This window comes from Caulobacter vibrioides, from assembly GCF_002858865.1.
Taxonomy (GTDB): domain Bacteria; phylum Pseudomonadota; class Alphaproteobacteria; order Caulobacterales; family Caulobacteraceae; genus Caulobacter; species Caulobacter vibrioides.
Map to the genome: position 1 here is coordinate 228,323 of NZ_PJRR01000016.1, position 25,920 is coordinate 254,242.

At 66.9% G+C, this 25,920-nt stretch carries 28 protein-coding genes and 1 other RNA gene; 26 read left to right on the plus strand and 3 right to left on the minus strand.

Annotated elements, in window-relative coordinates; genetic code table 11:
- The first annotated feature begins 8 nt into the window (after positions 1-8).
- The 8 genes from zauP to CVUC_RS13195 all read left to right on the plus strand — a co-directional run bounded on the left by zauP (position 9) and on the right by CVUC_RS13195 (position 6,491).
- A complete protein-coding gene (gene zauP / locus CVUC_RS13160; RefSeq protein WP_096034338.1) occupies positions 9-392 on the plus strand; it encodes a cell division protein ZauP in 384 nt (127 codons plus the stop codon).
- A 3-nt stretch (positions 393-395) separates the two neighbouring features.
- Positions 396-722 carry a cell division protein ZapA gene (locus CVUC_RS13165; RefSeq protein ID WP_010921080.1) on the plus strand — a complete coding sequence of 109 codons (327 nt, stop codon included), beginning with the start codon at positions 396-398 and terminating at the stop codon, positions 720-722.
- A gap of 69 nt (positions 723-791) precedes the next feature.
- Entirely contained in the window at positions 792-2,777 is a 1,986-nt protein-coding gene (locus tag CVUC_RS13170; protein ID WP_096034337.1) for an alpha/beta hydrolase family protein, read from the plus strand.
- Positions 2,778-2,846: 69 nt separating this feature from the next.
- Positions 2,847-3,009: non-coding RNA, 6S RNA (ssrS, locus tag CVUC_RS13175), on the plus strand.
- A gap of 102 nt (positions 3,010-3,111) precedes the next feature.
- Positions 3,112-3,756, plus strand: a complete 645-nt coding sequence (locus CVUC_RS13180; protein WP_096034336.1) for a 5-formyltetrahydrofolate cyclo-ligase — start codon at positions 3,112-3,114, stop codon at positions 3,754-3,756.
- A gap of 21 nt (positions 3,757-3,777) precedes the next feature.
- The gene (locus CVUC_RS13185) at positions 3,778-4,611 is read left to right on the plus strand and encodes a TIGR00282 family metallophosphoesterase (protein ID WP_010921077.1); all 834 of its coding nucleotides are present in this window, start codon (positions 3,778-3,780) and stop codon (positions 4,609-4,611) included.
- 94 nt (positions 4,612-4,705) lie between these two features.
- A complete protein-coding gene (locus CVUC_RS13190) occupies positions 4,706-5,461 on the plus strand; it encodes a YebC/PmpR family DNA-binding transcriptional regulator (protein ID WP_010921076.1) in 756 nt (251 codons plus the stop codon).
- A 67-nt stretch (positions 5,462-5,528) separates the two neighbouring features.
- On the plus strand, positions 5,529-6,491 hold the full coding sequence (locus tag CVUC_RS13195) for a phosphoribosylaminoimidazolesuccinocarboxamide synthase (protein WP_096034335.1): 963 nt from the start codon (positions 5,529-5,531) through the stop codon (positions 6,489-6,491).
- Positions 6,492-6,496: 5 nt separating this feature from the next.
- Here the strand turns inward: CVUC_RS13195 and CVUC_RS13200 are convergent, their stop codons facing one another.
- Positions 6,497-6,694 (minus strand): hypothetical protein, encoded by a 198-nt coding sequence (locus tag CVUC_RS13200; protein ID WP_010921074.1) that lies wholly within the window; start codon positions 6,692-6,694, stop codon positions 6,497-6,499.
- 48 nt (positions 6,695-6,742) lie between these two features.
- On the opposite strand from CVUC_RS13200, the gene CVUC_RS13205 reads away from it, so the two are divergent.
- Positions 6,743-6,931 carry a hypothetical protein gene (locus CVUC_RS13205; protein WP_012640706.1) on the plus strand — a complete coding sequence of 63 codons (189 nt, stop codon included), beginning with the start codon at positions 6,743-6,745 and terminating at the stop codon, positions 6,929-6,931.
- Here CVUC_RS13205 and CVUC_RS13210 read toward each other — a convergent pair.
- Together CVUC_RS13210 and CVUC_RS13215 are read right to left on the minus strand one after the other, a co-directional pair.
- A complete protein-coding gene (locus CVUC_RS13210) occupies positions 6,928-7,884 on the minus strand; it encodes a TIGR02594 family protein (protein ID WP_010921073.1) in 957 nt (318 codons plus the stop codon). The two genes, CVUC_RS13205 and CVUC_RS13210, sit on opposite strands and share 4 nt — an antisense overlap.
- 119 nt (positions 7,885-8,003) lie before the next feature.
- Complete coding sequence (locus CVUC_RS13215; protein WP_096034334.1) at positions 8,004-9,428, minus strand: M20/M25/M40 family metallo-hydrolase; 1,425 nt, start codon at positions 9,426-9,428, stop codon at positions 8,004-8,006.
- A 125-nt stretch (positions 9,429-9,553) separates the two neighbouring features.
- Here CVUC_RS13215 and ruvC point away from each other — a divergent pair, with 125 nt between their 5' ends.
- The 17 genes from ruvC (at position 9,554) to CVUC_RS13300 (ending at position 25,912) form a co-directional block, all read left to right on the plus strand.
- Entirely contained in the window at positions 9,554-10,075 is a 522-nt protein-coding gene (gene ruvC, locus CVUC_RS13220; protein ID WP_012640705.1) for a crossover junction endodeoxyribonuclease RuvC, read from the plus strand.
- Positions 10,072-10,689: a Holliday junction branch migration protein RuvA gene (gene ruvA / locus CVUC_RS13225; RefSeq protein WP_096034333.1), complete on the plus strand. Its 618-nt coding sequence runs from the start codon at positions 10,072-10,074 to the stop codon at positions 10,687-10,689. Before ruvC ends, ruvA begins: the two co-directional genes overlap by 4 nt.
- A complete protein-coding gene (ruvB, locus tag CVUC_RS13230; protein WP_096034332.1) occupies positions 10,686-11,726 on the plus strand; it encodes a Holliday junction branch migration DNA helicase RuvB in 1,041 nt (346 codons plus the stop codon). The genes ruvA and ruvB overlap by 4 nt, the downstream gene beginning before the upstream one ends.
- Entirely contained in the window at positions 11,716-12,582 is an 867-nt protein-coding gene (locus tag CVUC_RS13235; RefSeq protein WP_096034331.1) for an FtsW/RodA/SpoVE family cell cycle protein, read from the plus strand. The genes ruvB and CVUC_RS13235 overlap by 11 nt, the downstream gene beginning before the upstream one ends.
- On the plus strand, positions 12,579-13,022 hold the full coding sequence (gene ybgC, locus CVUC_RS13240) for a tol-pal system-associated acyl-CoA thioesterase (protein WP_010921067.1): 444 nt from the start codon (positions 12,579-12,581) through the stop codon (positions 13,020-13,022). Before CVUC_RS13235 ends, ybgC begins: the two co-directional genes overlap by 4 nt.
- A 114-nt stretch (positions 13,023-13,136) precedes the next feature.
- Positions 13,137-13,835 (plus strand): protein TolQ, encoded by a 699-nt coding sequence (gene tolQ / locus CVUC_RS13245; RefSeq protein ID WP_010921066.1) that lies wholly within the window; start codon positions 13,137-13,139, stop codon positions 13,833-13,835.
- Between the two features lie 4 nt (positions 13,836-13,839).
- A complete protein-coding gene (locus tag CVUC_RS13250) occupies positions 13,840-14,358 on the plus strand; it encodes an ExbD/TolR family protein (protein ID WP_096034330.1) in 519 nt (172 codons plus the stop codon).
- A 7-nt stretch (positions 14,359-14,365) separates the two neighbouring features.
- Positions 14,366-15,178 (plus strand): cell envelope integrity protein TolA, encoded by an 813-nt coding sequence (tolA, locus tag CVUC_RS13255; RefSeq protein ID WP_096034329.1) that lies wholly within the window; start codon positions 14,366-14,368, stop codon positions 15,176-15,178.
- Positions 15,175-16,506 (plus strand): Tol-Pal system beta propeller repeat protein TolB, encoded by a 1,332-nt coding sequence (tolB, locus tag CVUC_RS13260; RefSeq protein WP_164468228.1) that lies wholly within the window; start codon positions 15,175-15,177, stop codon positions 16,504-16,506. The genes tolA and tolB overlap by 4 nt, the downstream gene beginning before the upstream one ends.
- A 196-nt stretch (positions 16,507-16,702) precedes the next feature.
- Entirely contained in the window at positions 16,703-17,269 is a 567-nt protein-coding gene (gene pal, locus CVUC_RS13265; RefSeq protein ID WP_010921062.1) for a peptidoglycan-associated lipoprotein Pal, read from the plus strand.
- A gap of 77 nt (positions 17,270-17,346) precedes the next feature.
- Positions 17,347-18,201, plus strand: coding sequence for a tol-pal system protein YbgF (ybgF, locus tag CVUC_RS13270; protein ID WP_096034328.1), 855 nt, complete (start codon positions 17,347-17,349; stop codon positions 18,199-18,201).
- The gene (gene tilS / locus CVUC_RS13275; protein ID WP_096034327.1) at positions 18,192-19,418 is read left to right on the plus strand and encodes a tRNA lysidine(34) synthetase TilS; all 1,227 of its coding nucleotides are present in this window, start codon (positions 18,192-18,194) and stop codon (positions 19,416-19,418) included. Before ybgF ends, tilS begins: the two co-directional genes overlap by 10 nt.
- A gap of 96 nt (positions 19,419-19,514) precedes the next feature.
- A complete protein-coding gene (gene ftsH / locus CVUC_RS13280; RefSeq protein ID WP_096034326.1) occupies positions 19,515-21,395 on the plus strand; it encodes an ATP-dependent zinc metalloprotease FtsH in 1,881 nt (626 codons plus the stop codon).
- A 265-nt stretch (positions 21,396-21,660) separates the two neighbouring features.
- Positions 21,661-23,640, plus strand: a complete 1,980-nt coding sequence (locus CVUC_RS13285) for a hybrid sensor histidine kinase/response regulator (protein ID WP_233279795.1) — start codon at positions 21,661-21,663, stop codon at positions 23,638-23,640.
- Positions 23,641-23,650: 10 nt separating this feature from the next.
- Positions 23,651-24,475 (plus strand): dihydropteroate synthase, encoded by an 825-nt coding sequence (gene folP, locus CVUC_RS13290; RefSeq protein WP_096034325.1) that lies wholly within the window; start codon positions 23,651-23,653, stop codon positions 24,473-24,475.
- Positions 24,476-24,527: 52 nt separating this feature from the next.
- A complete protein-coding gene (thiD, locus tag CVUC_RS13295) occupies positions 24,528-25,331 on the plus strand; it encodes a bifunctional hydroxymethylpyrimidine kinase/phosphomethylpyrimidine kinase (protein ID WP_010921056.1) in 804 nt (267 codons plus the stop codon).
- Entirely contained in the window at positions 25,328-25,912 is a 585-nt protein-coding gene (locus tag CVUC_RS13300; protein ID WP_096034324.1) for a nucleotidyltransferase family protein, read from the plus strand. Before thiD ends, CVUC_RS13300 begins: the two co-directional genes overlap by 4 nt.
- Positions 25,913-25,920 lie beyond the last annotated feature (8 nt).

Genomic DNA, 25,920 nt, shown 5'->3' on the forward strand with positions numbered 1-25,920 from the left:
TTCCGCCGATGATCCCGGCCGACAGTACGGCCCTCGACCTTGCCGTGCGCCGCCTGGAACGGGCGGTGAGCCAGCTTGAGCAGCGTATCGCGGCCAAGGCGGCCGAGACCCAGCGCGCGTTGGCGGCTGCGGCGACGTCCGCCGTGGCGTCGCCCTTGGCCGTGACCGAGCCTTCCCTGTTCGATGACGACGAGCGCGCCCGTCTGGTCGCCGACCTGGAAGCCGCCCGCGAACGCGAGAAGGCGCTGGAGGAAGCCGGCGAGCAGGCCTCGGTCGCGCTGGGCCGCGCCATCGCCGAGATCCGCGCCGCGCTGGGCGACGAGAGCGTGGCCAACGACCTGCACGCGCCGGGTGACGACGACGACCTGTTCGAAGACTCCGAGGAGGCCTGATCCATGGCTCAGGTGACCATCCAGGTGAACGGCCGGCCCTACATGGTCGGCTGCGAGGACGGGCAGGAGCCTCACCTGACCGAACTGGCGCGCCTGTTCGACCGCCAGGTTCGCCAGGTCAGCCAGGATGTCGGCCAGTTGGGCGAGACGCGCCTCTTTTTGATGGGCGCCCTGCTGCTGGCCGACGAGCTGTCGGACATGAAGCTGCGCCTGGCCCACGCCAACGCCGAGATCGCCCGCATGCAGCAGGAAGGCACCAAGGCCGAGATCGCCGCCATCCGGGCGCTGGACGCGGCGGCGGAGCGGATCGAGAAGCTCGCGACTGAGTAGTTGCCTTTATTCTTGATGACTAAGGTTGTGCTGCGCGCGCGGCCTCGCCTATCGTCCCTGTGATCAGGGATGGGGTCTTCAATGAAACTGAGAATTGCGCTTGTGCTGGCGGGGCTGTGCTTTGGCGGTCCTGTCCTGGCGGCCGAGGGAACCGCCGCCGCGGCCTTCGGCGCTCGGGAGTATGTTCAACAGATCAGCTTGTCGCCGGACGGTAAGCAGGTGGCCCTGGTAGCGCCCAGTGGCGTGCGTGGCGCGAAGCTCCTGGTTATCGACATCGCGGCGGGGACTTCCAAGACAATCCTCGTTTCCAGTGGCGAGCCGGAAAGACTTTCAGGATGTCGCTGGTCTACAGAGACCCGACTGGTCTGCAAGATATACGCTATCATCAAGAGTGCTGAAAATAACGTTCAATACACTCGTGTCCTGGCGTTGAATAACGACGGCAGTGACATGAAGATGATGACCGAGGCAGGCAATAATCGGTCGATCGGCGTCGCTCAGGACGGGGGCTCAGTGATCGACTGGTCAGCCGACGCCTCGGCCAGCGCCATTCTGATGACCCGGAACTATCTTCCGGAGATGACCACCAACACCCGAACGGCCAGCGAAGACGATGGTCTGGGCGTGGAAAGGGTCGACACGGTCACCTTGGCGCGGCGGTCTGTCGAAAAGCCCTATCCCAATGCCGTCGAATACATCAGCGACGGTCGGGGCTCCGTCCGAATTCTGGGTCTGCGGCCGACCCGCGGCACATCAGGCTATGCCGGCGCGCGGACGGCCTATCTCTACCGACAGGAAGGCAAGCGCGAGTGGCTCCCGCTGAGTCAGGTGGTGAGCGGCCCGACCGGCTATACCGGCTTCAATCCGTACGCCGTCGATCCGAAGCTGAACGTCGCCTATGGCTTTAATGAGAAGGACGGCCGTCAGGCGCTCTTCAAGGTCTCGCTCGACGGATCGCTGACTCAGGACCTTGTCCTCGCTCGTCCCGACGTTGATGTCGCCGGGCTCGTTCGGATCGGACGACAGGATCGGGTGGTCGGCGCCTACTTTGTCACTGATCGTCGCGAGACCGAGTTTTTCGACCCAGAACTGCGCAAGCTCGGCGCGGCTCTGGGCAGGGCTTTAGCTGGACGGATTGTTACCTTCATCGATGCGTCCGCCGACGAATCCAAGCTGCTTCTGTTTGCCGGCGGCGACAGCGATCCGGGCGTCTACTACATTTTCGACAAGTCGACGCGAAAGCTTCAGGATCTGACTGGCGCCCGGCCTCAGCTGGAGGGCTTGAAGCTGGCGACGGTTAAGGCGGTCACCTATCCGGCTGCGGACGGTGTCCAGATCCCAGCCTATCTCACCCTGCCTGCCGGCAGTGACGGAAGGAATCTTCCGGCTATCGTCATGCCGCATGGCGGACCCAGCGCGCGGGACGAATGGGGCTTCGACTGGCTGGCGCAGTTTTTCGCCCAGCAAGGCTACGCGGTGCTGCAACCTAATTATCGTGGCTCGAGCGGCTACGGCGCAGACTGGTTTCAGAAGAACGGCTTTCAGTCCTGGCGCACGGCGATCGGCGACGTGAACGATGGTGGGCGCTGGTTGCAGAAGGAAGGCATCGCAGCGCCGGGCAAGCTGGCTATCGTCGGCTGGTCCTATGGCGGCTACGCGGCCCTCCAATCGGCGGTGCTGGATTCTGATCTCTTTAAGGCGGTGGTGGCGATCGCACCGGTCACAGACCTGGAAATGCTGCGCAACGAGTTCTTGAACTTCGAGAATTACCTACAGGCCAGCGCGTTTATCGGCAGAGGGCCTCACGTTACCGAGGGTTCTCCGGCCCAGAACGCGGCGGCCATAAAGGCGCCGGTGCTGCTGTTTCACGGCGATCTCGACGCCAATGTGGGCATCGGTGAGTCACGCCTTATGGAGCGCAAGCTGAAGGCGGCTGGCCGGTCGGTGGAGCTGATTGAGTTCAAGGGCCTGGATCACCAGCTGGCCGACGACGCAGCGCGAACCCAAATGCTGGGCAAGGCGGATGCGTTCTTGCGAACCGCTTTGGGTTTCTAGGCCCGAGCTGGCCGGATAAGGCCGCCCCTATCGCTGGAGCGGCCTAGCGACTATATAGACAGGTGGCGGGTCTTGCTGTGGCTCTCGTCGAAGATTTCTATTCCCAGGGACCTTAATCTCTCTATCGGGACCTGTTCCCTCCCGTGGCCGTGGCTGCGGGAACACGGGGCCCACCTGTAACTAACAGGTTCGAGTGGATTGAAACGTCTTCACGGTTCTTCGCGGCGCCGCCACCTTTTCTCCATAAGAGCTGTCTTCCCGGCCAAGTGCGCAGCACGCCGAGCCGGGATCGCCGAAAGCGTGGCGCGCGCCGTGCTCCCGGTTCGGCGCGGCCTTGCGGCCGCTGGACCGGGATGCCAGCTTTCACGGAATGACCATCGTCGATCCCGTCGCGGCCAAGACCGCCCTCCGCGTCTTTCTGCGGAACCAGCGCAAGCAACTGGCGATCGAGACGCCCCAGGCCGACTGGATGATCGCCGAGCAGGCCCGCGCCCCGCTGGCGCGGCTATTCCCCGATCCAAGGGGCAAGGTCGCGGCGCTGTATCATGGGCTGGGCTCGGAGATTTCGCCGCTCATCCTGGCCGAGCAGATGGCCGAGGCGGGCTGGACCCTGGCCCTGCCCAAGGTGGTCAATCCCGATGGCGGCAAGATGATCTTCCGGCGCTGGACCCCTGGCCAACCCCTCAAGCGCGACAAGATCGGCCTGCTGGCGCCCGGACGCGAGCAGCCGATGATCGTTCCAGACTTGGTGGTCACGCCTTTGCTGGCCTTCCAGCGCGACGGCGTGCGGCTGGGCCAGGGCGGCGGCTACTATGATCGCGCCTTGGCGTTTCTGCGCTCGCGGCGCCCCGTCTTCGTCCTGGGCCTCGCCTACAGCGGTCAACAAGCGGAGAATTTGCCGCACGAGGCGCACGATCAAAGGCTGGACGCGATCCTTACTGAAAAAGAATATATAGCCGTCAAGGACATGGCCGGGTAACGGGCCTGCACATTCCGCTTTTTGGGACTATCGATGCGTTTCGCCTTCTTCGGCGATGTCGTCGGCAAGTCGGGTCGTGACGGCCTGGCCGACCATCTGCCCGACCTTCGTCGTCAGCTCGGCCTCGAGTTCGTGATCATCAACGCCGAGAACGCCGCGGCGGGCTTCGGTATCACCGAGAACACCGCGCGCGAGCTGTTCGAGGCCGGCGCCGACTGCCTGACCCTGGGCAATCACAGCTGGGACCAGCGCGAGGCCCTGACCTATATCGTGCGCGAGCCGCGCCTGATCCGGCCGGCCAACTATCCGATCCTGTCCGACGCGCCGGGCCGGGGCAGCCACCTGTTCCAGACCGACTCGGGCAAGACGGTGTTCGTGGTCAATCTGCTGGGCCGCGTGCACATGGACGCCATGGACGACCCCTTCGCCGCCGCCGACCGCGAGTTGGACAAGGCCCCGCTGGGCCAGGTGGCCGATGCGGTGATCGTCGACATGCACTGCGAGGCGACCTCGGAAAAGATGGCCATGGGCCACTATTGCGACGGCCGCGCCTCGCTGGTGGTGGGCACCCACACCCACGTGCCGACCGCCGACTGCCAGGTTCTCCCCGGCGGCACCGCCTATCAGACCGACGCCGGCGCCTGCGCCGACTATGACAGCGTGATCGGCAACCAGAAGGAAGAGCCCCTGCGGCGCTTCACCACCAAGATCAGCGGCGGCCGCTACCAGCCGGCCTCCGGCCCGGCCACGGTCTGCGGCGTGTTCGTCGAGACCGACGATCGCACCGGCCTGGCGGTCCGGGTCGAACCGATCCGGGTGGGCGGGCGGCTGAAAGAGACCATTCCCACGGTTTAGGGCCGCAAAAGGCGGGCTTTGTTGTCAAACCCGCTCGCGAGGGGCTAAAAGCCCGGCCTTCCAGAACCTCACCGACGACAGAGGGCGCGCGCGCATGGCCGGCCATTCGAAATTCAAGAACATCATGCACCGCAAGGGGCGCGCCGACGCCGCGCGGTCCAAGCTGTTCTCCAAGCTGTCGCGGGAGATCACCGTGGCGGCCAAGACGGGTCTGCCCGATCCGGCCATGAACCCGCGCCTGCGCCTGGCCGTGAACAACGCCAAGGCCGAAAGCCTGCCCAAGGACGTGATCGAGCGCGCGATCAAGAAGTCGCAGATGGGCGACGCGGCCGACTATTCGGAGATCCGCTACGAAGGCGTGGCCGCCGGCGGCGTCGGGATCATCGTCGAGGTGCTGACCGACAACAAGAACCGCGCCGCCGCCAATGTCCGCTCCTACTTCACCAAGATGGGCGGCAATATGGGCGCCACCGGCTCGGTGACCTTCAACTTCGACCGCGTCGGCCAGATCAGCTATCCGGCCAAGGCCGCGTCGGAAGACGACATGATGGAAGCCGCCATCGAGGCCGGCGCCGATGACGTCACCTCCGACATGGACGAGGAAGGCGAGGGCCACACGGTCTACACCGCCTTCGAAAGCCTGAACGATGTGGCCGCCGCCCTGGAAGCCAAATTCGGCGCGGCGTCGAACACCAAGATCGCCTGGCGTCCGAAGATGCAGGTCCCGGTCACCGGCGACGCCGTGGCCACCCTGATGAAGCTGCTCGACATGCTGGACGAGGACGACGACGTCCAGGCCGTCTACTCGAACGAAGACATCAGCGACGAAGACCTGGCCAAGCTGGGTTGATGAATTGGGGGAGGTCCGGACGGGCCTCCCCTTCGTCTTTGCGTATCCCTGAAAGACCGAGGCTCCGGTGACCCTTTCCGCCCCCAACGCCCTGGCTGTCGTCGACCTGCCTGGCCTGCCCAACCACTATCGCGGCAAGGTGCGGGACAATTACGACCTGCCTGACGGTCGCCGCGTGATCGTGGCCTCGGACCGACTCAGCGCCTTCGACCGCAACCTGTGCGCGGTGCCGGGCAAGGGGCAGGTGCTGACAGAGACCGCGCGGTTCTGGTTCGACGCCACGGCGGACATCTGCCCCAACCACGTGCTGGCCTATCCCGATCCCAACGTGCTGATCGGCAAGCGTCTGGAGATGCTGCCGGTCGAGCTGGTGGTGCGCGGCTATCTGGCGGGGACGACCTCGACCTCGATCCTGACGCTGTACAACAAGGGCGAGCGCCAGATGTACGGCGTGACGCTGCCCGACGGCCTGAAGGCCAATCAGCGCCTGCCGCAAGCCATCCTGACCCCGACCAGCAAGGCCGCCGACGGCGACCACGACGCGCCGCTGTCGCCGGACGAGGTGCTGGCCCAAGGGCTGGTTACGCCCGCCCAGTGGGCGCAGCTCAGCGCCTACGCCCTGGCCCTGTTCGCGCGCGGCCAGGCCATGGCCGCCGAGCGGGGCCTGATCCTGGCCGACACCAAGTACGAGTTCGGCCTGGATGAGACCGGCGCCATCGTGCTGGCCGACGAGATCCACACGCCCGACAGCAGCCGCTTCTGGAAGGCCGCCACCTATGAGGCCCGGTTCGCGGCGGGGCAGCGGCCGGATAGCTTCGACAAGGACTTCGTCCGCGCCTGGGTGGCTGAGCGGTGCGACCCCTACAACGACCCGATCCCCGAGATCCCGGCCGAGCTGATCGCCCAGACCTCGGCGGTCTATATCGAGGCGTTTGAGGCCATCACCGGCCAGACCTTCGCCGCGTCCGACGCAAGCGAGCCGGTCATGGCCCGCGTGAAGCGCAATCTCGACGCCTATCTGGCAGGGTAGGGCGCTTAGTCTGGCGGGTTCTGCTCGAACAGAAGCACGTCTTCATGCAGTCGATGCCGCGGTAGCGCGCTGGATATGTACATGTCGGCCCGGACCTTAAGGTCCGAGGCGTCGTCGAGCCCGCCGCTCGTACGGCTGGCGCGGAACACGCGGATCTCCCCGGCGGACACCTCATGCGAGTCCGCCTGGAACACCATGGTCAAGTTGCGCGACCGCCGGCCACGTACTGGGGGTCACGGTAGTGGCAGGCGATGTGGAATAGCGCCGCCGCTGTCAGGACTTATGGGATCTCGCCGCAGCGGCAGCCGCCGATTCTGCTGGTGATGTCGGCCTCCCGCCCTACTTGCCGCCCGCACCACGCTTCGGCCTTCACTAGTCTAGCCCTGCCAGAGCTCTTCGCCTTCGAGGCCGCCTCACGGCGCGAGACCAAGGCCCCCTAGCGCTTGGACTCTGGCCACCTGAAGGCGACAGCACGATCGGCGTTCAGCTCGGCTGTCGTCACTGAATCGAACGTGTTGCCGCCTAGAACAACGATCGTATTGGGCTGTTTCCCAGGGCCGACATAGAAGCCGGCGTGGCGGGACCATGCGCCTGGTGCGCCCCTCCGAAAGATGACGATGGCACCCGGACGCGGCCGTTTGATTGGAGTACCCCACGTCTCCCATGTCTTGCCCATGAGGGAGTTGGTGCCTTCGACACCGGCTTGCTTAAAGACCCAATTAAGGTAGGCGCTATTCCAGGATATCTCATCGTTTAGGTCTACCGACGTATCTGTCGATTTCAAATACTCGACGATGCGAGGATTATTCTTCGGGCCGGCAATCTCTTTGACGCCGACCTCTTTGAGCGCAAACTTAAGCCAGGGGGCATCCGCCTTGGAGGCATTCTCAAGAATCTGCTGGGAGGCCGGTTCAAGCTTACGTTCAAGGCTGGTATTGGCTGGCTCGCCGGTGGTCGTCGGCAGGAACGCGCCCTCGCCTGACTTCCGGTTCTTTAGATAGCCGTCGAGCTTGCCAGAGTGGTCCGTGTACAGGCCAGAATCCAGCAGCATCCGAAGGTTGGCGGCGGCTTGATCGGGGTCGCCGACCTTGATCATTTCCAGAACCCGGGCGTATTCGCCTCGCTGCTGCTCTAGTTCGTGTGTCAGGACTCCGTTGATCCTAGCGACTACCGCATTGCCGGCTAGGCCGATCGCGGCAATGAAGATCCCCACGATGGCCGGGTTCGTCCACGCCGCCAGAGGCTGTGACTTGGCCTTGAGCTCCAGTTCTTTTTCGCGAAGAACTAGTTCCTTTTCGCGCAGGTCCATTGCCAGCGCCTTGAGCGTTGCTTCGTTTGGGGACGGCGCGTCGCCGTCGCCCGCTGAAGAGGCCTTCTTGGGAGGGCTCGGCATGATGCCATCCTCTAACGGGCGAACTTCGAGAATTCAATTTAAGAGAGCTTTTATGTGTTTGGCAATCTTTGGAATTGTTCTCCGCCTCAAGGGCCGCAACATGTCGCCCTGCCGCGTCCCTACTTCCCGCCCGCATAGTCCTGGATAAGCCCGTGCAAGAAGTCGCGCCCCTCATAGAGCGACTTGACGCGCATGCGCTCGTTGAGGCCGTGAGCGCCGGTGCCCTCGGGACCATGGAACAGGCCGGTGACGCCATAGGTCGGAATGCCCGCCGCGCTGGTGTGGACCGCGTCGGTTGCGCCGGTCGACATGACAGGCAGGATCGGAACGCCGGGCCACAGCTTGGCGGCGTTCTTCTGGATGGGGCCCATGATCGCCGGCGTCAGCGGCGGGGGCGGTGAGGCGGGCTTGGAGCTGTGGGCCAGGGTCACGGCGACCGCCGGATCCGCAGCCAGCTCGGTCAGCTTGGCCTTGACCTCATCGATGGGCGTTCCGGGAAGGATACGGCAGTTGATGTTCGCCGTAGCCCGCTGGGGCAGGGCGTTCGGCGCGTGACCCGCGCTGACCATGGTGGCGACGCACGTGGTCCGCAGCATCGAATTCCATGTGCGGTCCTTGGTGATCAAGGCGAGCGCGGTCGGATCGTTGACGTCGGCGACCAGCGTCTTCATGGCCGCCGCCTGCTCCGGCGTGACGCGCGCCTGCATCTGGGTGAAGTAGCCCCGTGTGGCGTCGTTGAAACGCGGCGGGAACTGATAGGCGCCGATCCGGTCAAGGGCTGCGGACAGCTGATAGATCGCATTGGGCGAAACGGGGCGGCTGGAATGTCCGCCCGGATTGGTCACGGTGAGCGTAAAGTCCTGGTAGACCTTCTCGCCGGCCTGGACCTCGAGCATGACCGCCTTGCCCTGTTCATCGAGCAGGCCGGAGGCGCCTTCGTTCAGGGCGAACTCGGCGTCGACCAGGGGGCGGTGGTTCTTCAGCAGGTCTTCGATGCCGTTATAGCCCTCGCTCTCCTCGCCGCAGGTCAGGGCCATCTTGATGTCGCGCTTGGGCTTGAAGCCCGCCTGCTTCAGCCGGATCAGGCTGTCGACCCAGATGGCGGCCTGGGCCTTGTCGTCCGACGTGCCGCGTCCGTAGAAATAGCCGTTCTCCTCGACCAGCTTGAACGGATCGCGAGTCCAGTCCTCGCGCTTGGCCTCCACCACGTCGATATGGGCCAGCAGCAGCATGGGCTTTGTCGTGGCGTCGGTCCCGCGCAGGACCGCGACGAGATTGCCTTCGCGCGGATGCTTGGGCTCGACCACGACCCTGACGTCGGCTTCTGGGAAGCCGGCCGCCTTCAGCCGGGCGCCCATGGCCTCGGAGGCCGCAGTGCACGAGCCGACCGACAGGGTGGTGTTGATCTCGACCAGCTCCTTGTAGAGGTCGCGGAAGGCCAGTTGGTCTGGACGAACGGTCTTGGGCGGCTCGGCCGTCTGCGCGTTCGCCGCCGTCGCCAGCGCTATCAGCGCGCCCGCCGTCATCCATGCCATCGGCTTCATCGAATTCGTCTCCCCAAGACCTTGTGGCGGGCAGCAGAGCTTGCCTCGCGGTCGCGCGCAAGGGGGTGTTGTTTACCCTCCGTTAGGGAAGACGGGGCTTTTCCTCGGGGGCGGAAGCGAGGAAAGTGCGAGAACACATGATGAACGCGAATCGCCTTCCGACCCGGATCCTCGGCCTTGATCCCGGCCTGCGCCGCACCGGCTGGGGCGTGCTCGCCGTCGAGGGCTCGCGCATGACCCACATCGCGCATGGCGTGATCACGCCTGACGAGAAGGCCGAGTTCGCCGATCGGCTACTGCACCTGTTCGAAGGCATCACGGCGGTGATCGAGCAGCATCGCCCCGACGAGGCGGCGGTCGAGGAGGTGTTCCTGAACACCAACGCCCAGTCGACCCTGAAGCTGGGCCACGCCCGCGCCGCCGCCTTGATCGCCCCGGCCCGCGCAGGCTTGCTCGTGGCCGAGTATTCCACGCGCCTGGTCAAGAAGGCGGTGGTCGGGACCGGCGCGGCCGACAAGGCTCAGATCGGTTTCATGATCGCGCGGCTGTTGCCGACCGCGGGCAAGACCACGGCCGATTGCGCCGATGCGCTCGCCGTCGCCATCACCCACGCCAACCTGCGTGTCGCCAATCGGAGGGTCGCATGATCGGCCGCCTGCGCGGGGCCGTCGCCGAGGTCGGCGAGGAAGAGGCCCTGATCGACGTCATGGGCGTCGGCTATCTGGTTCGCTGCGGTCACCGCACCCTCCAGCGCCTGCCGGCCCTGGGCGAAGAGACCCTGTTGCACATCGAGAGCCAGTGGAGCGAGAGCGCAGGCCTGCGGCTCTACGGCTTCCTCACTCGCGAGGACCGCCGCGCCTTCGTGCTGCTACAGGCGATCCAGGGTGTCGGGCCCAAGGCCGCCATGGCGGTGCTGGACGTGCTGTCGCCGGCCGAGCTGGCCAGCGCGGTGGCGCGCGAAGACAAGGCCGCCGTCGGTCGCGCCAACGGGGTGGGGCCGAAGCTGGCCCTGCGTATCGTCACCGAGCTGAAGGACAAGCCGATCACCGACGCGCCGGTGCTGATGAGCGCCCCGACCTCGTCCGCGCCGTCCGCGCCCGCCAAGCCCGCCCCGACCGGCGACGCCGTCGCGGCCCTGATGGGCCTGGGCGTGGCCGAGGTGAACGCCCGCCGCGTGGTCGAAGCGGCCGCCGCCGAGCTGGGTGAAGAGGCGACTGTCCAGGCGCTGATCAAGGCGGGCCTCAAGGAGCTTGGGCGATGACCCGCGTCATCTCCGGCGAGCCCCAGCACGGCGACCTCGCGCCTGCCGACCGCGCCCTGCGGCCCCAGACCCTGGCCGAGTTCGTCGGTCAGGAGCAGGCCAAGGGTAATCTCCGCGTCTTCATCGAGGCCGCCAAGGGCCGGGGCGAGGCGCTGGATCACGTGCTGCTGTTCGGGCCGCCGGGCCTGGGCAAGACCACCTTGGCGCAGATCGTCGCCCGCGAGCTGGGGGTGAACTTCCGCGCCACCTCGGGTCCGGTGCTGAACAAGCCGGGCGACCTGGCGGCCATCCTGACCAATCTCGAAGCCAACGACGTTCTCTTCATCGACGAGATCCACCGCCTGTCGTCGAACGTCGAGGAGATCCTCTATCCGGCCATGGAGGACCATGTGCTGGACCTGGTGATCGGCGAGGGGCCCTCGGCGCGCTCGATCCGCATCGATCTTGCGCCCTTCACCCTGGTGGCGGCCACGACGCGGGCGGGGATGCTGGCCACGCCCCTGCGCGACCGCTTCGGCATCCCGATCCGCCTTGAGTTCTACACCCCGGCCGAGTTGCGCCACGTGCTGCAGCACGCGGCCCGCAAGATGGGCGCGCCCCTGACCGATGACGGCGCTGACGAGATCGCCAAGCGGGCTCGAGGCACGCCGCGCGTCGCAGGCCGCCTGCTTCGCCGGGTGCGCGACTTCGCCACCGCCGACGGCGCGATGAGCATCGACCGCAAGGCCGCCGCCATGGCCCTGGCCCGCCTGGAGGTCGACGAAAGCGGCCTCGACAGCCTGGATCGCCGTTATCTGCGCGCCATGATCGAGAACTATGGCGGCGGCCCGGTGGGCGTCGAAACCATCGCCTACGCCATCGCCGAAGCCCGCGACGCGGTCGAGGACGTGATCGAGCCCTATCTGATGCAGCAGGGTTTCATCCAGCGCACCCCGCGCGGCCGCATGGCCTGCGGCAAGGCCTATCTGCATCTGGGTCTAACGCCGCCCGCCGCCCCGCCGGGGCAGGCGCAGGGAGCCTTGTTCGATGAAGGCTAGCAGCATGCGCCTGATCCGCCTGTTGACCGCCGGTCTCGCCGCTGTCGGCCTCGCCGTCTCCCTTGCGGCGATCAGCGCGGCCGGCGCGCCGCGCAACGCGCTGATCGTCCAGGCTCTCGCCGCCGGGCTGGCGACGGGCCTTGCGCTCCTCGTCGGGTGGTTCTGGCGGCGGGCCCGTTGGCGTCTCTGGGTGCTGATGGCCGCCTGTGGCCTGGCTCTGGTCCTGACGCTGATGAACGGCGTCTCGCTGGAGGGGGCCAAGCGCTGGGTGGCGCTGGGGCCGGTCCAACTGCACACCGCGTCCATCGTCTTGCCGTTCGCGGCCTTCGCCTTCGCCAGCGGCTTTGGCGACCGTCGTGTGGCGCCCATCGCAGCCCTGATCGCCCTGCTCTTGCTCTACCAACACGACGCGGCCTCGTCGCTGGCCTGGGCCCTGGCGCTGGCGGCGGCGGCGCTGGTCGAGCGGCCCCGTCAGGCGATTCCCTGGGCGTGCGTGGCCATCGCCGGTCTCCTGGCCTACGGCGCCTGGGTCGAGCCCGACACCTTGCCCGCCGTGCCCTATGTCGAGGGACTTCTGGACCAGACGTTCGCCGCCAATCCGGTGCTGGGCGTGCTGGCCGGCGTGTTGATGATCAGTCTGCCCGCGCCGTTCCTCCTTGTCGCCCGCGCGCGGCCCGAGCGTCGCGCCGAAGCCCTGGCCCTGGCCGCCCTGTGGACCGGCTGGATCGCCGGGAACCTGTTTGGAAACTATCCTGCGCCTGTTCTAGGCTACGGCGCTGCGCCGATCCTGGCCTGGGGCCTGTCCCTGGGTCTGGTGCTCGGTGATTCCGTCGACCAGGACCCGCCTGCGCCATGATCGAACCCACCGCCGGCGTCTTCGAGGGCCGTGAGCACCAGTTGCCGGTGCGCATCTATTACGAAGACACCGACTTCACCGGCATCGTCTATCACGCCAACTACCTGCGTTATCTGGAGCGGGGGCGCAGCGACTTCTTCCGGGCGGTGGGCATCTCGCACACCGAGCTCGCCAAACAGGACACCGGTTTTGCGGTCATCCGCATGGAGCTGGACTTCAAGCGCGCGGCGCGGATCGACGACGCCTTGCTGGTGCGCACCCTGTTCGAGCGCGCCGAGGGCGTTCGGCTGCACGTCCGCCAGACGATCACGCGCGGCGATGAGGTGCTGTTCGAGGCCACGGTGGTTGCGGTCTGTATCAGCCTCTCGGGACGACCGCGTCGGCCGACGCCGGATATGCTGGCCAAGCTCTCACCCTGGCTGATCCCGACCGACAGCTGAGCGATGTCGATTTTCCGGATCGCTCGACGATTGTCATAGTTTCACCCCAGCGCCGCTTCATGCCATACGGCGCTCTCCAGTCCTGATCAGACGACCCAACGGAGCCTATCCCGAATGGACGCCGCGGCCGCCGCCCCGAATTTCTCGTTCTTCGCCCTGTTCATGCAAGCCGACTGGGTCGTGAAGAGCGTCATGATCGGTCTGATCCTGGCCTCTCTGGGCTCTTGGGCCGTGATCCTGGACAAGCTGTTCCGCTTTCAGGCGCTGAATCGCGCCGCCAACCGCTTCGAGGAGCAGGTCAGCGGCGGTCGCTCGCTGGAGGATGTCGCGGGAGAAGCCGGGGCCAATCCGCGCCACGCTTTGCCGCGCATGCTGCAGGCGGCGCTGAAGGAATGGCGTGACGCCAAGAGCAAGGGCGCGATGAGCGAAACCCAGGCCGGCTTCCTGATCGCCCGCATCGACCGCATCCTCGACACCCAGATCGCGCGCGAGACCACCAAGGTCGAAGAAGGCCTCGGCAGCCTGGCGATCGTGGCCACCGCCAGCCCGTTCATCGGCCTGTTCGGCACGGTGTGGGGCATCATGCACGCGTTCCAGAACATCGCGCTGTCGAAGAACACCTCGCTGGCCGTCGTCGCGCCGTCCATCGCCGAGGCGCTGTTCGCTACGGCCATCGGCCTGATCGCCGCCATCCCGGCCTATATCGCCTACAACAAGTTCTCGACCGACGCGGGCAAGTACGCCGGCCGCCTGGAAGGCTTCGCCGACGACCTGTCGACCGCGATCCAGCGTCGCCTGGCCGAGCGGGTCTGAGCCGATGGCGATGTCCTCCAACGACGCCTTCGCGACGGGCGGGCGCCGAGGCCGTCGTCGCGGCCGCCGCTCGCGCGGGGCGCTGTCCGAGATCAACGTCACGCCGCTGGTCGACGTGATGCTGGTGCTGCTGATCATCTTCATGATCTCTGCGCCGCTGCTGACGGCCGGGGTTCCGCTGGAGCTGCCCAAGACCGAGGCCGCGGCCCTGCAGAACCAGGACGAGCCGATCACCGTGTCGATCCGCAAGGACGGCCAGATCTTTGTCGGCGAAACCCAGATCCCGTTCGAGAACCTGGCGCCGCGCATCGGCGCGATCGCGGGCGATGGCTACGACAAACCGATCTTCGTGCGCGCCGACGGCGGCGCGACCTATGCGGTCGTGGCCCAGGTGATGGCGGGCCTGTCGAACGCCGGCTTCAACAAGATCAACCTGATCACCGAGACCGGCGGTCCCTCGACGGGCGCGGCCCCGCGCGACGCGCAGCCGGAAGGCGCGGCCGACCTGCGGCCTGCGCAGTAGGCGCGGCATGAGCGCTCGCCGCGAACAGACTCTGTCTCCGGCCCTGCTGGGGTCGATCGCCCTGCACGGCGCCGTGGCGGCGGTGATCGCGTTCGGCTTGCCGTGGAAACAGTCCGAGCCGATCACCATCGGCGAGTCGGTGCCGGTCACCATCGTCACCAATGGTCCGACCAATGTGCGTCCCGCCGAGGAGGCGCTGGAGGAGCAGACCGCCCAGACGCCTGAGCCGACGCCCGAGGCGACGCCGCAGCCGCCCGCGCCGACTCCAGCTCCCACGCCGACGCCCGCACCGGCCGCGCCGGCCAAGCCGACGCCGGCCCCCAAGCCCACGCCCAAACCGACACCCGCCAAGCCGACGCCGCAGAAGAAGGCGGACAACGACTTCTTCGCCTCGCTCGAAGCCTCGATCGCCAAGACCCAGAAGGCGACCGGCAAGCCCACCGCCAATGCGCCCAAGGGGCCCGCGCGCGCGGAAACCTCGGTCTCGGCCCGCCCGGCCATGGGCGCGGCCACCGGGCTCTCGGCCGCAGCCCTGGGTCGCCTGCAGGGCGAGGTGCAGGATCGCTGGAACCCGAACTGCGAGGTCGAGGGCGGCTCCAACGTCAATGTGCGCGTGGTGTTCGTGATCGGACCGGGTGGTCGGGTGGTCGGCCAGCCGGAGTCGCCCGGCACGTCCTCGCCCGATCCCGTTGTGAAGGCCGCCTCGGACCGCGCCATCCGCGCATTGTTCGCCGCCTCGCCGTTCGCTTACCTGCCGTCGGACCTGTACGGTCAGAAAATCGCCCTCAACTTCAATGCAAAACAGGCCTGTTCGCGTTGAGGCTTGAAAAGATGAACAAGGAGACCCCGATGCGCCTTAGAGCCCTGCTGCTGATGGTCGCCGCCCTGCTGAGCGGCGCGGCCTTCGTCACTCCGGCCGCCGCGCAGATCGAGGTCGACATCAACGCCGGCGCGGTCAAGCCGCTGCCCATCGCCATTCCGGTCTTCTCAGGCTCGACGCGCGGGGCCGAGATCGCCCAGGTCATCACCGGCAATCTCGAGCGTTCGGGTCTGTTCCAGCCGCTGAACGTGGCGGGCGTCCCCGACAAGCTGGCCGACGTGAACGTGCAGCCGCGCTTCCCCGACTGGCAGTCCACCGGCGCGCAAGCTCTGATCAACGGCCAGGTGACCGTCGGCGCCGACGGCGGCCTGCGCGTGGACTTCCGCCTGTGGGACGTGTTCAGCCAGCAGCAGCTTCTGGGGCTGCAGTTCTCGTCCACGCCCGACAACTGGCGTCGCGTGGCGCACAAGATCAGCGACGCGGTCTATGAGCGCCTGACCGGCGAGAAGGGCTATTTCGACACCCGCGTGGCCTTCGTCGCCGAAAGCGGCCCCAAGCTGAACCGCGTCAAGCGCCTGGCGATCATGGACCAGGACGGGGCCAACCCGCAGTATCTGACCGATGGCTCCTACATCGTGATGACGCCGCGCTTCTCGTCGACCAGCCAGGAACTGACCTATATGGCCCTGCGGCCGACCGGCTCGTCGATCTACCTGCTGAACCTGGAGACCAGTCGCCAGGAAACGGTCGGCAAGTTCCCGGGCATGGTGTTTGCGCCGCGCTTCTCGCCCGACGGCAGCAAGGTGGCCTTCTCGGTCGAGCGGAACGGCAACAGCGACATCTATGTGATGGATCTGCGCTCGCGCGCGACCACCCGGATCACGACCGATCCGGCCATCGACACCTCGCCGTCGTTCTCGCCGGACGGAACCAAGATCGTGTTCAACTCCGACCGGGGCGGTCAGGCCCAGATCTATGTGATGAACACCGACGGCTCGGGCGTGCGGCGCATCTCCTATGGCGGTGGTCGTTACACCACGCCGGTGTGGAGCCCGCGGGGCGACTTCATCGCCTTCACCAAGCAGACGGGCGGCGAGTTCCACATCGGCGTCATGCGCGCCGACGGCGGCGATGAGCGCCTGCTGACCACCAGCTATCTGGACGAGGGGCCGACCTGGGCGCCGAACGGGCGGGTGCTGATGTTCTTCCGCGAGGGCGCGAGCGGTAATCCGCGGCTGTGGACCGTCGATATCACGGGGCGGATCCTGCGCCCTGCGGCCTATAGCGGTTCCGCCTCCGACCCCGCCTGGTCGCCCCTTCTGGACTAGGCCCCGAGTGGGGGGCGCAACCTTAACCGGACCGGGGCGTTCCCGGCTGAGGATGGTCACGGCGAGGCTTATTCCCGCTGCAAGTGAATCCGCGTCATCTGACGGGCATCTGACATCATTGTGAGGCTTGGTCAGACATTTAGAGGGTCCATTCCAAGCTTTGCGCAGGTATGGATCGTGTCCAGAGTTCGTTGACTTGAGGAGAAACTGGATGAGCTTCGACACCCAGCGCGCCGCTAGACTGGCGCTCGTCGGCCTGGCCGCCGCTTCGCTCGCCGCCTGCGCTTCGCGTCCGAAGCCCCAGCCCGTCACGCCGCCGCCCGCTCAGCCGCAGCCGACCCAACCGACTCCGTATACGCCGCCGGCTCCGCCGCCGGTGACCAGCGGTATCCTGCCCGGTTCGGTGCAGGACTTTGTCGTCAATATCGGCGACCGGGTCTATTTCGACACCGACGAATACGTCATTCGCGCCGACGCCCAACCGGTGCTGGCCGGTCAGGCCCAGTGGCTGAACCGCTATTCGAGCGTGCGCATCCGCATCGAAGGCAACGCCGACGAACGCGGCACGCGTGAGTACAACCTGGCTCTGGGCGCTCGCCGCGCCAATGCCGTGCGCGACTTCCTGATCGCTCAGGGCGTTTCGAGCGCGCGCATCGAGACGATCTCGTTCGGCAAGGAACGTCCGATCGATCCGGGCTCGAGCGAAGAAGCCTGGGCCAAGAACCGGAACGGCCGCACGGCCATCACGGACGGCGCTCGCTAAGACGCGTTCAGACAGGGCGGCTTCTCAAGCGGGAAGCCGCCCTAGTTTTGTCTCGGCTCTATCGGTAAATCACGGCCATGACGCTGAAATCCGCCCTGCTCGCCGTCCTGTTCGCTTCCACCGCCGCCGTCGCGGTGGCCCAGACGCCCTTGCCGCCGGCCGATCCGCTCGATGACCGCTCGGCCAAGCGCGTCGAGCGCATGGAGAAGGTCGTGCGCGAGCTGCGCTCGATCGTCTTCCAGGGTCGCGATACGGGCAAGCCGGTGGTGGTGCAGCCGGCCGAGACCGACGCGCAGATCGCGGCGCTGAATGAGCGCGTGTCCGACCTGGAGCAGACGCTCACCCGGCTGAACGGCCAGAACGAGTCGACGAACTTCGAGCTGACCAAGGCCCAGCGCGCCGCCACTGACCAGAAGGCTCGCGCTGACGCGCTGGAGCAGCGGCTGGCCGCGATTGAGAAGACGCTGGCCGACCTGCAGGCGGCCGCGACCGCCCAGGCCGCACCGCCGCTGGCCGGAGATGTCCCACCGCCGCCCGCGCCGCCCGCCGACCCGGCGGTCGCCTTCAAGCAAGCCAAGGATCTGTTGTTGGCGGGCGATTACGCCAATGCCGAGCAGGCCTTCGCAGCCTATGTGAACAATTACCCGGAGAGCGCCAGGACGCCGGAAGCCCGCTACTGGCTGGGTGAAACGCAGTTCGTGCGCGAGGCCTATACCGACGCCGCCGGCAACTACATCGGTGCGATCCGCGGCTGGCCACAGACCAGCTGGGCCCCTGACGCGACCTTGAAGCTCGCCCGGTCGATGGTCGCGCTGAAAAAGACCACCGAAGCCTGTCGAACCCTCGACGAACTGGCCAAGCGCTACCCCAAGGCGCCCGCTCAGGTGAACTCGCGCGCGGCCTCGACCCGCGTCGCGGCCAAGTGCGCCTAGATCAGGTTCGAGCCGCTCTAGACCGGCGGCTCGATCCGGCGTCCCGTGCGCCGCTCGCGGTCGGGTTTTCCGGCGGCGGAGACTCGCTGTTCCTGCTCAAGACGGTTCTGGACTGGGCGCGTCCTCTGGACCGCCCGGTGCTGGCCCTGGTTGTTGACCACCAACTGCAGCCCCAAAGCGCAGCCTGGACGGCGGAGGCGGTCGCCAAGGCGCGGGCGCTCGGCGCCGCCGCCCTTGGACTGACCTGGACGGACCAAAAGCCTCGCACAGGACTTCCCGCCGCTGCGCGACGGGCGCGTCATGCGCTCCTGGCCACCGCTGCGCGCGAGGCTGGAGCCCGGGTGTTGATCCTTGGCCATACGGCCAGCGATCTCGCCGAGGGTGTGGCCATGCGCGCCGAGGGCTCCTCCGTGTCCAACCCTCGGGCGTGGGCGCCGTCGCCGGTGTGGCCCGAGGGGCGAGGGCTGTTCGTGCTCCGCCCGCTGCTGACGCTGACGCGTGCGGAAATCCGGGACGCGCTTACGCGGGAAGGTGAAACCTGGCTCGATGACCCGGCCAATCTCGACCTGCGCTACGCACGGGCGCGCGCTCGGGCCGCCGGGGCGCTCGCCCCGCCCCTTCCGCTGAGAGAGTCGCCGCCGCCGGGGGTTTTCGAGATTGATCCCGCCGGTGCGATCCGCCTGCCCCGGGATGTCGTTCCCGCCCACCTGGCGGCGGCCCTGCTCTGCGCCAGCGGCGCTGAGCGCCCCCCGAGGGGAGATCGCCTGGCGCGACTGGTCGAACGTCTAAGGTCGGGCGCGCGGTTTACCGCCACGCTGGCGGGCGCGCGGATCGAAGCCGATCAGGCGGTGCTGATCTGCCGCGACGCCGGCGAGGCCGCGCGCGGCGGACTGGCCCGACTTGATCTTGCTCCAGGGGCTTGCGGGGTGTGGGACGGTCGCTGGGAGGTTGTCGCGGGCAAGACCGCGCTCGCGGTCGTCGCGCTGCGCGGGCGGACCTCCAGCTTGCCCGCCGAGCAGCGCGCCAGACTTTCGGCCATCGCGCCCGCCGTGCGCCCGTGTCTGCCCGTGCTGCTGAGCCTGGACGGTGACGCTCCGGGGGAGCTCGTGCTTGACGACCTGCAGCTTGAAGCCGATGGAGAAGCGCGCGTGCGTTCGCTCGTTCTAGATCGGTTCAAGGCTGCGGTCGGCCTTCTCGACCAAGAATCCGTGACCTGATGTCACGTCCGTGGCGCAAGCGCTCAAGACCCCCTATCTTGGTTGGTCGAGACCCTATTCGCTGGGAAGACCCCACTCGCTAGGAAGACAAGGCGTATGAATTTCAGAAACCTGGCCATCTGGCTGGTGATCGTGGCGGTGCTGGGCGGCGTGTTTGTCGTCAGCCAGAACTCGCGTACGAAAAGCAGCAGCGAGATCAGCTATTCGCAGCTCCTCAAGGACGTTGACGCGGGCAAGATCAAGTCGGCCGAGATCGCCGGCCAAACGGTGCTGGCCAAGACCGCCGACAACAAGACCCTGACGGTCAACGCGCCGATGAATTCCGAGGAACTGGTCAACCGCATGGTGGCCAAGAACGCGGACGTGAAGTTCAAGAGCGGCTCGATCAGCTTCCTGGCCATCCTCGTGCAGCTGCTGCCGATCCTTCTGGTCGTCGGCGTCTGGCTGTTTCTGATGCGTCAGATGCAGGGCGGCGCGAAGGGCGCCATGGGCTTTGGCAAGTCCAAGGCGCGGCTGCTGACGGAGAACAAGAACCGCATCACCTTCGAGGACGTCGCGGGCGTCGACGAGGCCAAGGAAGAACTGCAGGAGGTCGTCGACTTCCTGAAGGACCCGGCCAAGTTCCAGCGCCTGGGCGGCAAGATCCCCAAGGGCGCCCTGCTGGTGGGTCCTCCGGGTACGGGTAAGACCCTGATCGCCCGCGCGGTCGCGGGCGAAGCCGGCGTGCCGTTCTTCACCATCTCGGGTTCGGACTTCGTCGAAATGTTCGTCGGCGTCGGCGCCAGCCGCGTGCGCGACATGTTCGAGCAGGCCAAGAAAAACGCGCCCTGCATCATCTTCATCGACGAAATCGACGCGGTCGGTCGCCATCGTGGCGCGGGCCTGGGCGGCGGCAACGACGAGCGCGAGCAGACGCTGAACCAACTGCTGGTCGAGATGGACGGCTTCGAGGCCAATGAAGGCATCATCCTGATCGCCGCCACCAACCGTCCGGACGTTCTGGACCCCGCGCTGCTGCGTCCGGGCCGCTTCGACCGTCAGGTCGTGGTGCCCAACCCCGACGTCGCCGGCCGCGAGAAGATCATCCGCGTGCACATGAAGAACGTGCCGCTGGCCGCCGATGTCGACGTCAAGACGCTGGCGCGCGGCACCCCAGGCTTCTCGGGCGCCGACCTGGCCAACCTCGTCAACGAAGCCGCCCTGATGGCCGCCCGCAAGAACCGCCGCATGGTCACCATGCAGGACTTCGAGCAGGCCAAGGACAAGGTCATGATGGGCGCCGAGCGTCGCTCGATGGCCATGAATGAGGAAGAAAAGAAGCTGACGGCCTATCACGAGGGCGGCCACGCCATCGTGGCGCTGAACGTCCCGCTGGCCGACCCGGTGCACAAGGCCACCATCGTGCCGCGCGGCCGGGCTCTGGGCATGGTCATGCAGCTGCCGGAAGGCGACCGCTACTCGATGAAGTACCAGCAGATGACCAGCCGCCTGGCCATCATGATGGGTGGCCGCGTGGCCGAGGAGATCATCTTCGGCAAGGAGAACATCACCTCGGGCGCGTCCAGTGACATCAAGGCGGCCACGGATCTGGCCCGTAACATGGTCACCCGCTGGGGCTATTCCGACATCCTGGGCACGGTGGCCTATGGCGACAACCAGGACGAGGTCTTCCTGGGCCACTCGGTCGCCCGGACCCAGAACGTCTCGGAAGAGACGGCGCGTCTGATCGACAGCGAGGTCAAGCGTCTGGTGCAGTACGGCCTGGACGAGGCCCGCCGCATTCTGACCGAGAAGATCGACGACCTACACACCCTGGGTAAGGCCCTGCTTGAGTACGAGACCCTGTCCGGCGAGGAGATCGCCGACATCCTCAAGGGCATCCCCCCCAAGCGCGAAGAGGAAGAGGCGGCCACGGCGGTTATCGCGCCGTCCCTGGTGCCGCTGTCGCCGGGCGCGGGCGCCAGCGTCACCGCCTGACCCTCATCAAAGGTCTCAACGAAAAGCCGGCTCGAAAGGGCCGGCTTTTTTGTTCGCCAGATTTTTTCGCGACGCGCCGCAACCGGAAACCGCGAGGCCCGTTAAAGCTTGGCCGTGCCAATGCGGCTTCGGGGCTGTTCGATTGGATACCGTGTCCGCCAACCAGCCGAGGGGCTTGCCAGCCCCCCCTGATCCTCCGGCCTTCCTGGCGAGAATGGGGGATGCAGGGCTGGCCATCGCTGCGCATGACTGGTCCGAAACCCCGATGGGATTTCCCCAAGCGTGGCCGCCGGCGCTGAAGGTTGCGGCCGGCATGATGCTGGCCTCGCCCATCCCATCGTTCCTGGCTTGGGGTGACGAGGCGTTGCTGTTGCACAACGACGCCGCCCGCGCCCTGCTGGTCGCCCGGGGTCTGGGCGCACGTTTCGACGATGTCTTCCCCATTCCCGCCGGCCTTCCGCTGCTGCGGCGCGCGCGCGCGGGCGAGAGCGTTGTCCAGGAATGTGTCGGTTTCACGCGCGACAACGGCGAGGCGGCCTGGTGTAACCTGATGTTCTCGCCGGTTTGCGGTGATGAGGGGCAGGTGCTGGGCGTCCTGGTCCTGTGCAACGATATCACCGCAAGGGTTCGGCAGGAGCGGGCCCACCGCGCCGACGAGCGTCGCTATCAGGCGCTCTTTGAGTCGATGGACGAGGGCTTCTGTGTCATCGAGTTCTTCGACGGGCCGCACGGGCCAGACAGCGACTACGTCCACATCATGGCCAATGCCGCCTACGAGCGGCACGCCGGCATTTTCAACGTCGTGGGTCAGACGCTTCGGGAGGTAGTGCCTAAGGAGGCCGACGCATGGGTCGCCCGCTATGGCGCAGTGCTGCGGACTGGAGAACCCATCCGCTTCGAGCAAGAGCTGGTGGCGACGGGCCGTCACCTGGAACTGTCGTCCTTTCGGATCGAGCCGCCCGAGTTGAAGCAGGTGGCGGTGCTGTTCCAGGACGTCACCGCCCGCAAGCGCGCCGAGGCGGATCTGCGCGGTCTCAACGAGACGCTCGAGAGCCGCATCGCCCAAGCCCTGGCCGAGCGTGAGCGCACGGAGGAGGCGCTGCGGCAGGCGCAGAAGATGGAGGCGGTAGGCCAGCTCACGGGTGGTCTCGCGCACGATTTCAACAATCTGTTGGCCGGCATTTCGGGGTCGTTCGAGATGATCGGCGCGCGCCTAGCGCAGGGGCGCGCCGGGGAGGTTGAGCGCTATCTGACGGCCGGCCAGGGCGCAGCGCGCCGGGCGGCGGCCCTGACCCATCGCCTCCTGGCCTTTTCGCGGCGCCAGACGCTCGCGCCACGCCCGATGGTCGTCAACAGGCTGTTGCCGGACTTCGTCGAGCTGGTCCGACGGACGGTTGGACCGTCGATCAAGGTTGAGAACGTCGCGGCGACGGGGCTTTGGCCCACCCTCGTGGACGCCAACCAGTTGGAGAACGCCCTCCTCAATCTCTGCATCAACGCCCGCGACGCGATGCCGGACGGGGGGAAGATCATGATCGAGACCAGCAACCGGTGGCTCGACGGGCCGGCCGCGCGCGAACACGGGCTGGATCCCGGGCAGTATGTGTCGGTGAGTGTCAGCGACACCGGTACGGGCATCGACAAGGCGACGCTTGAGCGCGTCTTCGATCCTTTCTTCACCACCAAGCCGATCGGTCAGGGGACCGGTCTGGGATTGTCGATGGTGTACGGCTTTGCCCGGCAGTCGAACGGCCATGTTCGGATCTATTCCGAGGTCGGCCACGGTACGACGGTTTGCCTCTATCTTCCCCGTCATCTGGGCGAGGAGGAGGTTGAGACCAGTACGACAGCGCCGTACGCGCCGCACGTCCAGGCCGACAAGACGGTTCTGGTTGTCGACGACGAGCCTACGGTGCGGATGCTGGTCGTCGACACCTTGTCAGAGCTTGGATACGCCTGTCTGGAGGCGCCTGATGGCGCGGCGGGTCTGAGAATCCTGCAGTCTGGTCGTCAGGTCGACCTGCTGATTACGGATGTTGGTCTCCCGGGCGGCCTGAACGGCCGTCAGGTCGCCGATGGCGCGCGCGCCCTCCTGCCGCGCCTCAAGGTGTTGTTCATCACCGGTTACGCCGAGAACGCCGTCCTGAACCACGGGCATATCGAGTACGGCATGGAGGTGCTGACCAAGCCCTTTGCGGTCAGCGACCTGACCGGGCGGGTCGACCGGATGCTGGGGGAGGCGTAAGGCTGGCGCCATGAGCACCGCCTTCCGGCCCCGGGTGATGGGGATCGTCAACGTCACGCCCGACAGCTTCTCTGACGGGGGCAAGTTTCTCGCGGCGCAGGATGGTGTCGAGCACGCGCGTCGCCTGATCGCCCAGGGCGCCGACATCCTGGACATCGGCGGCGAAAGCACGCGTCCCGGCGCGGCGCCCGTGTCCGAGTTTGACGAGATCTTGCGGGTTGTTCCCCTCATTGAAGCGGTGCGGCGCGCCAGCGATGTTCCGGTGTCCATCGATACGATGAAGCCGGCCGTCGCGCGGGCCGCCGTCAAGGCCGGGGCGACGATGTGGAACGACGTCACCGCCCTGCGGTTCTCGCCGGACGCCCCGGAAGTCGCCGCCGAACTGGGCTGCGAGGTGGTCCTGATGCACATGCTGGGCGAGCCCGGCACGATGCAGGACGCGCCGCGCTATGACGACGTCGTGGCCGAGGTCGAGGCCTTCCTGCTGGCGCGGGCGTTTACGGCCATGGCCGCCGGGGTGGCCAAGGACAAGATCTGGCTCGACCCGGGCATCGGCTTTGGCAAGACGCTGGCGCATAATCTCGCGCTGATCGCCGCCCTGCCGCGGTTCGTCGCTCTGGGCTATCCGATCCTGTTGGGCGCCAGCCGCAAGCGGTTCATCGCCGGGATCGACTCTTCGGCCCATGAAGCCTCCGACCGTCTTGGCGGCTCGATCGCCGCGCATCTCGCCGGCGCCGAGGCGGGCGTGGCGGCCGTGCGGGTCCACGATGTGCGCGAAACCGTCCAGGCGCTGGATGTGCTGCGGGCTATTCGTGGCGCCGGGTCGCCCCCTTAAGGCGCATCCAAGCGCCCTTTGTGCGCGTCCGATTCCCGCCTAAGAACGCTGCATGTCCCAAGCTCACAAAGGTCGCGTTCTCGTCATCGCCGGCTCTGATTCCGGTGGTGGCGCGGGGATCCAGGCCGACATCAAGACGATCACCGCGCTCGGCGGCTATGCGGCCACCGCGATCACCGCCGTCACGGTGCAGAACACCTTGGGCGTCACAGGCGTCCACCCGATCCCGCTGGACGTGATCGCCGCGCAGGCCAGGGCCGTGCTGGACGATATCGGGGCGGATGCGATCAAGACGGGCATGCTGGGCGATGCAGCGGTCGTCGAGATCGTCGCCCAGGCGTTGGACCACGCCGGCGGCGTTCCGGCCGTGGTGGATCCTGTCATGGTCGCCAAGGGAGGCGCTCCCCTGCTGGCGGAAGCGGCGATCGGCGCCGTGAAGAGCCTGATGATCCCGCGCGCGTTCCTGCTCACGCCCAATGCGCCCGAAGCTGCGGCGCTGACAGGCCTTGTCGTTGAGACCACCGAGGATCTGCGTCGCGCGGGCGAGGCTTTGCTCGCCCTCGGCGCCCGAGCGGTGTTGATGAAGGGCGGTCATGTGGCCGGCGAGCGCGTGGTTGACGTGCTGATGACGCCAGCAGGCGAGACCACCTTCGAAGGCGAGCGGATCGACACGCGCCATACGCATGGCACGGGCTGCACGCTCGCCTCGGCCTGCGCCGCCGGCTTGGCCAAGGGCCTGAAGCTCGAAGAAGCCGTCGCTCAGGCCTGGAACTATGTGCACGAGGCCATGCTGCGCGCGCCCGGCTTCGGCGCCGGCCACGGGCCTCTGGATCACGGCTGGACCCTGCGGACATGACCTCAAGTCTCGAAGAGCGCTTCGTCGAGATCCTACGCGGCGTCCCCACGACGATGCATGTCCTGAAGACGGTCCGTGAGCTGGACCTGCCGGACTGGATGATCTTCTCGGGCGCGGTTTACCAGCCGGTCTGGAATCACCTGACGGGCCGGGCGCCGGACTACGGCATCAAGGACTACGACGTCGCCTATCACGACGACAGCGACACCTCCTATGAGGCCGAGGACGTGGTGATCAAGCGCGTCGCCGCAGCGTTCGAGCCGCCCCTGCGCGATCTCGTCGAGGTGCGTAACCAGGCCCGCGTGCATCTGTGGTTCGAAAAGAAGTTCGGCGCCGACGAGCCCTATCCGCCGTTGGAGGACAGCGCCGCAGCCTTGAAGCGCTTTGTCGCGACGGCCTTCTGCGTGGGTGTGCGTCTCCAGGCCGATGACAGCCTCCAGGTCTGGGCGCCATTCGGGTTGGAGGACCTGTTCGCCCTGCGCCTTCGTCCGAATCCCTTGCGCGTCAAAGGTGCGGGCGGTTGGGCGCGAACCACGGCGTCGGCCAAGGCGCGGTGGCCGGAAATCTCGATCGAACCCTGAGCCCGGAT

Excerpts from the sequence above, each read along its gene's own strand:
- ruvB (WP_096034332.1), top strand. The coding sequence starts at position 10,686 with ATGACCCGCGTCATCTCCGGCGAGCCCCAGCACGGCGACCTCGCGCCT.
- ruvA (WP_096034333.1), top strand. The coding sequence starts at position 10,072 with ATGATCGGCCGCCTGCGCGGGGCCGTCGCCGAGGTCGGCGAGGAAGAG.
- ftsH (WP_096034326.1), top strand. The coding sequence starts at position 19,515 with ATGAATTTCAGAAACCTGGCCATCTGGCTGGTGATCGTGGCGGTGCTG.
- CVUC_RS13285 (WP_233279795.1), top strand. The coding sequence starts at position 21,661 with ATGGGATTTCCCCAAGCGTGGCCGCCGGCGCTGAAGGTTGCGGCCGGC.
- zauP (WP_096034338.1), top strand. The coding sequence starts at position 9 with ATGATCCCGGCCGACAGTACGGCCCTCGACCTTGCCGTGCGCCGCCTG.
- CVUC_RS13235 (WP_096034331.1), top strand. The coding sequence starts at position 11,716 with ATGAAGGCTAGCAGCATGCGCCTGATCCGCCTGTTGACCGCCGGTCTC.
- ybgF (WP_096034328.1), top strand. The coding sequence starts at position 17,347 with ATGACGCTGAAATCCGCCCTGCTCGCCGTCCTGTTCGCTTCCACCGCC.
- ybgC (WP_010921067.1), top strand. The coding sequence starts at position 12,579 with ATGATCGAACCCACCGCCGGCGTCTTCGAGGGCCGTGAGCACCAGTTG.
- CVUC_RS13170 (WP_096034337.1), top strand. The coding sequence starts at position 792 with ATGGGGTCTTCAATGAAACTGAGAATTGCGCTTGTGCTGGCGGGGCTG.
- folP (WP_096034325.1), top strand. The coding sequence starts at position 23,651 with ATGAGCACCGCCTTCCGGCCCCGGGTGATGGGGATCGTCAACGTCACG.
- CVUC_RS13190 (WP_010921076.1), top strand. The coding sequence starts at position 4,706 with ATGGCCGGCCATTCGAAATTCAAGAACATCATGCACCGCAAGGGGCGC.
- CVUC_RS13300 (WP_096034324.1), top strand. The coding sequence starts at position 25,328 with ATGACCTCAAGTCTCGAAGAGCGCTTCGTCGAGATCCTACGCGGCGTC.
- CVUC_RS13165 (WP_010921080.1), top strand. The coding sequence starts at position 396 with ATGGCTCAGGTGACCATCCAGGTGAACGGCCGGCCCTACATGGTCGGC.
- CVUC_RS13205 (WP_012640706.1), top strand. The coding sequence starts at position 6,743 with ATGTGGAATAGCGCCGCCGCTGTCAGGACTTATGGGATCTCGCCGCAG.
- thiD (WP_010921056.1), top strand. The coding sequence starts at position 24,528 with ATGTCCCAAGCTCACAAAGGTCGCGTTCTCGTCATCGCCGGCTCTGAT.
- CVUC_RS13250 (WP_096034330.1), top strand. The coding sequence starts at position 13,840 with ATGGCGATGTCCTCCAACGACGCCTTCGCGACGGGCGGGCGCCGAGGC.
- CVUC_RS13210 (WP_010921073.1), bottom strand. The coding sequence starts at position 7,884 with ATGCCGAGCCCTCCCAAGAAGGCCTCTTCAGCGGGCGACGGCGACGCG.
- tolQ (WP_010921066.1), top strand. The coding sequence starts at position 13,137 with ATGGACGCCGCGGCCGCCGCCCCGAATTTCTCGTTCTTCGCCCTGTTC.
- CVUC_RS13215 (WP_096034334.1), bottom strand. The coding sequence starts at position 9,428 with ATGAAGCCGATGGCATGGATGACGGCGGGCGCGCTGATAGCGCTGGCG.
- tolA (WP_096034329.1), top strand. The coding sequence starts at position 14,366 with ATGAGCGCTCGCCGCGAACAGACTCTGTCTCCGGCCCTGCTGGGGTCG.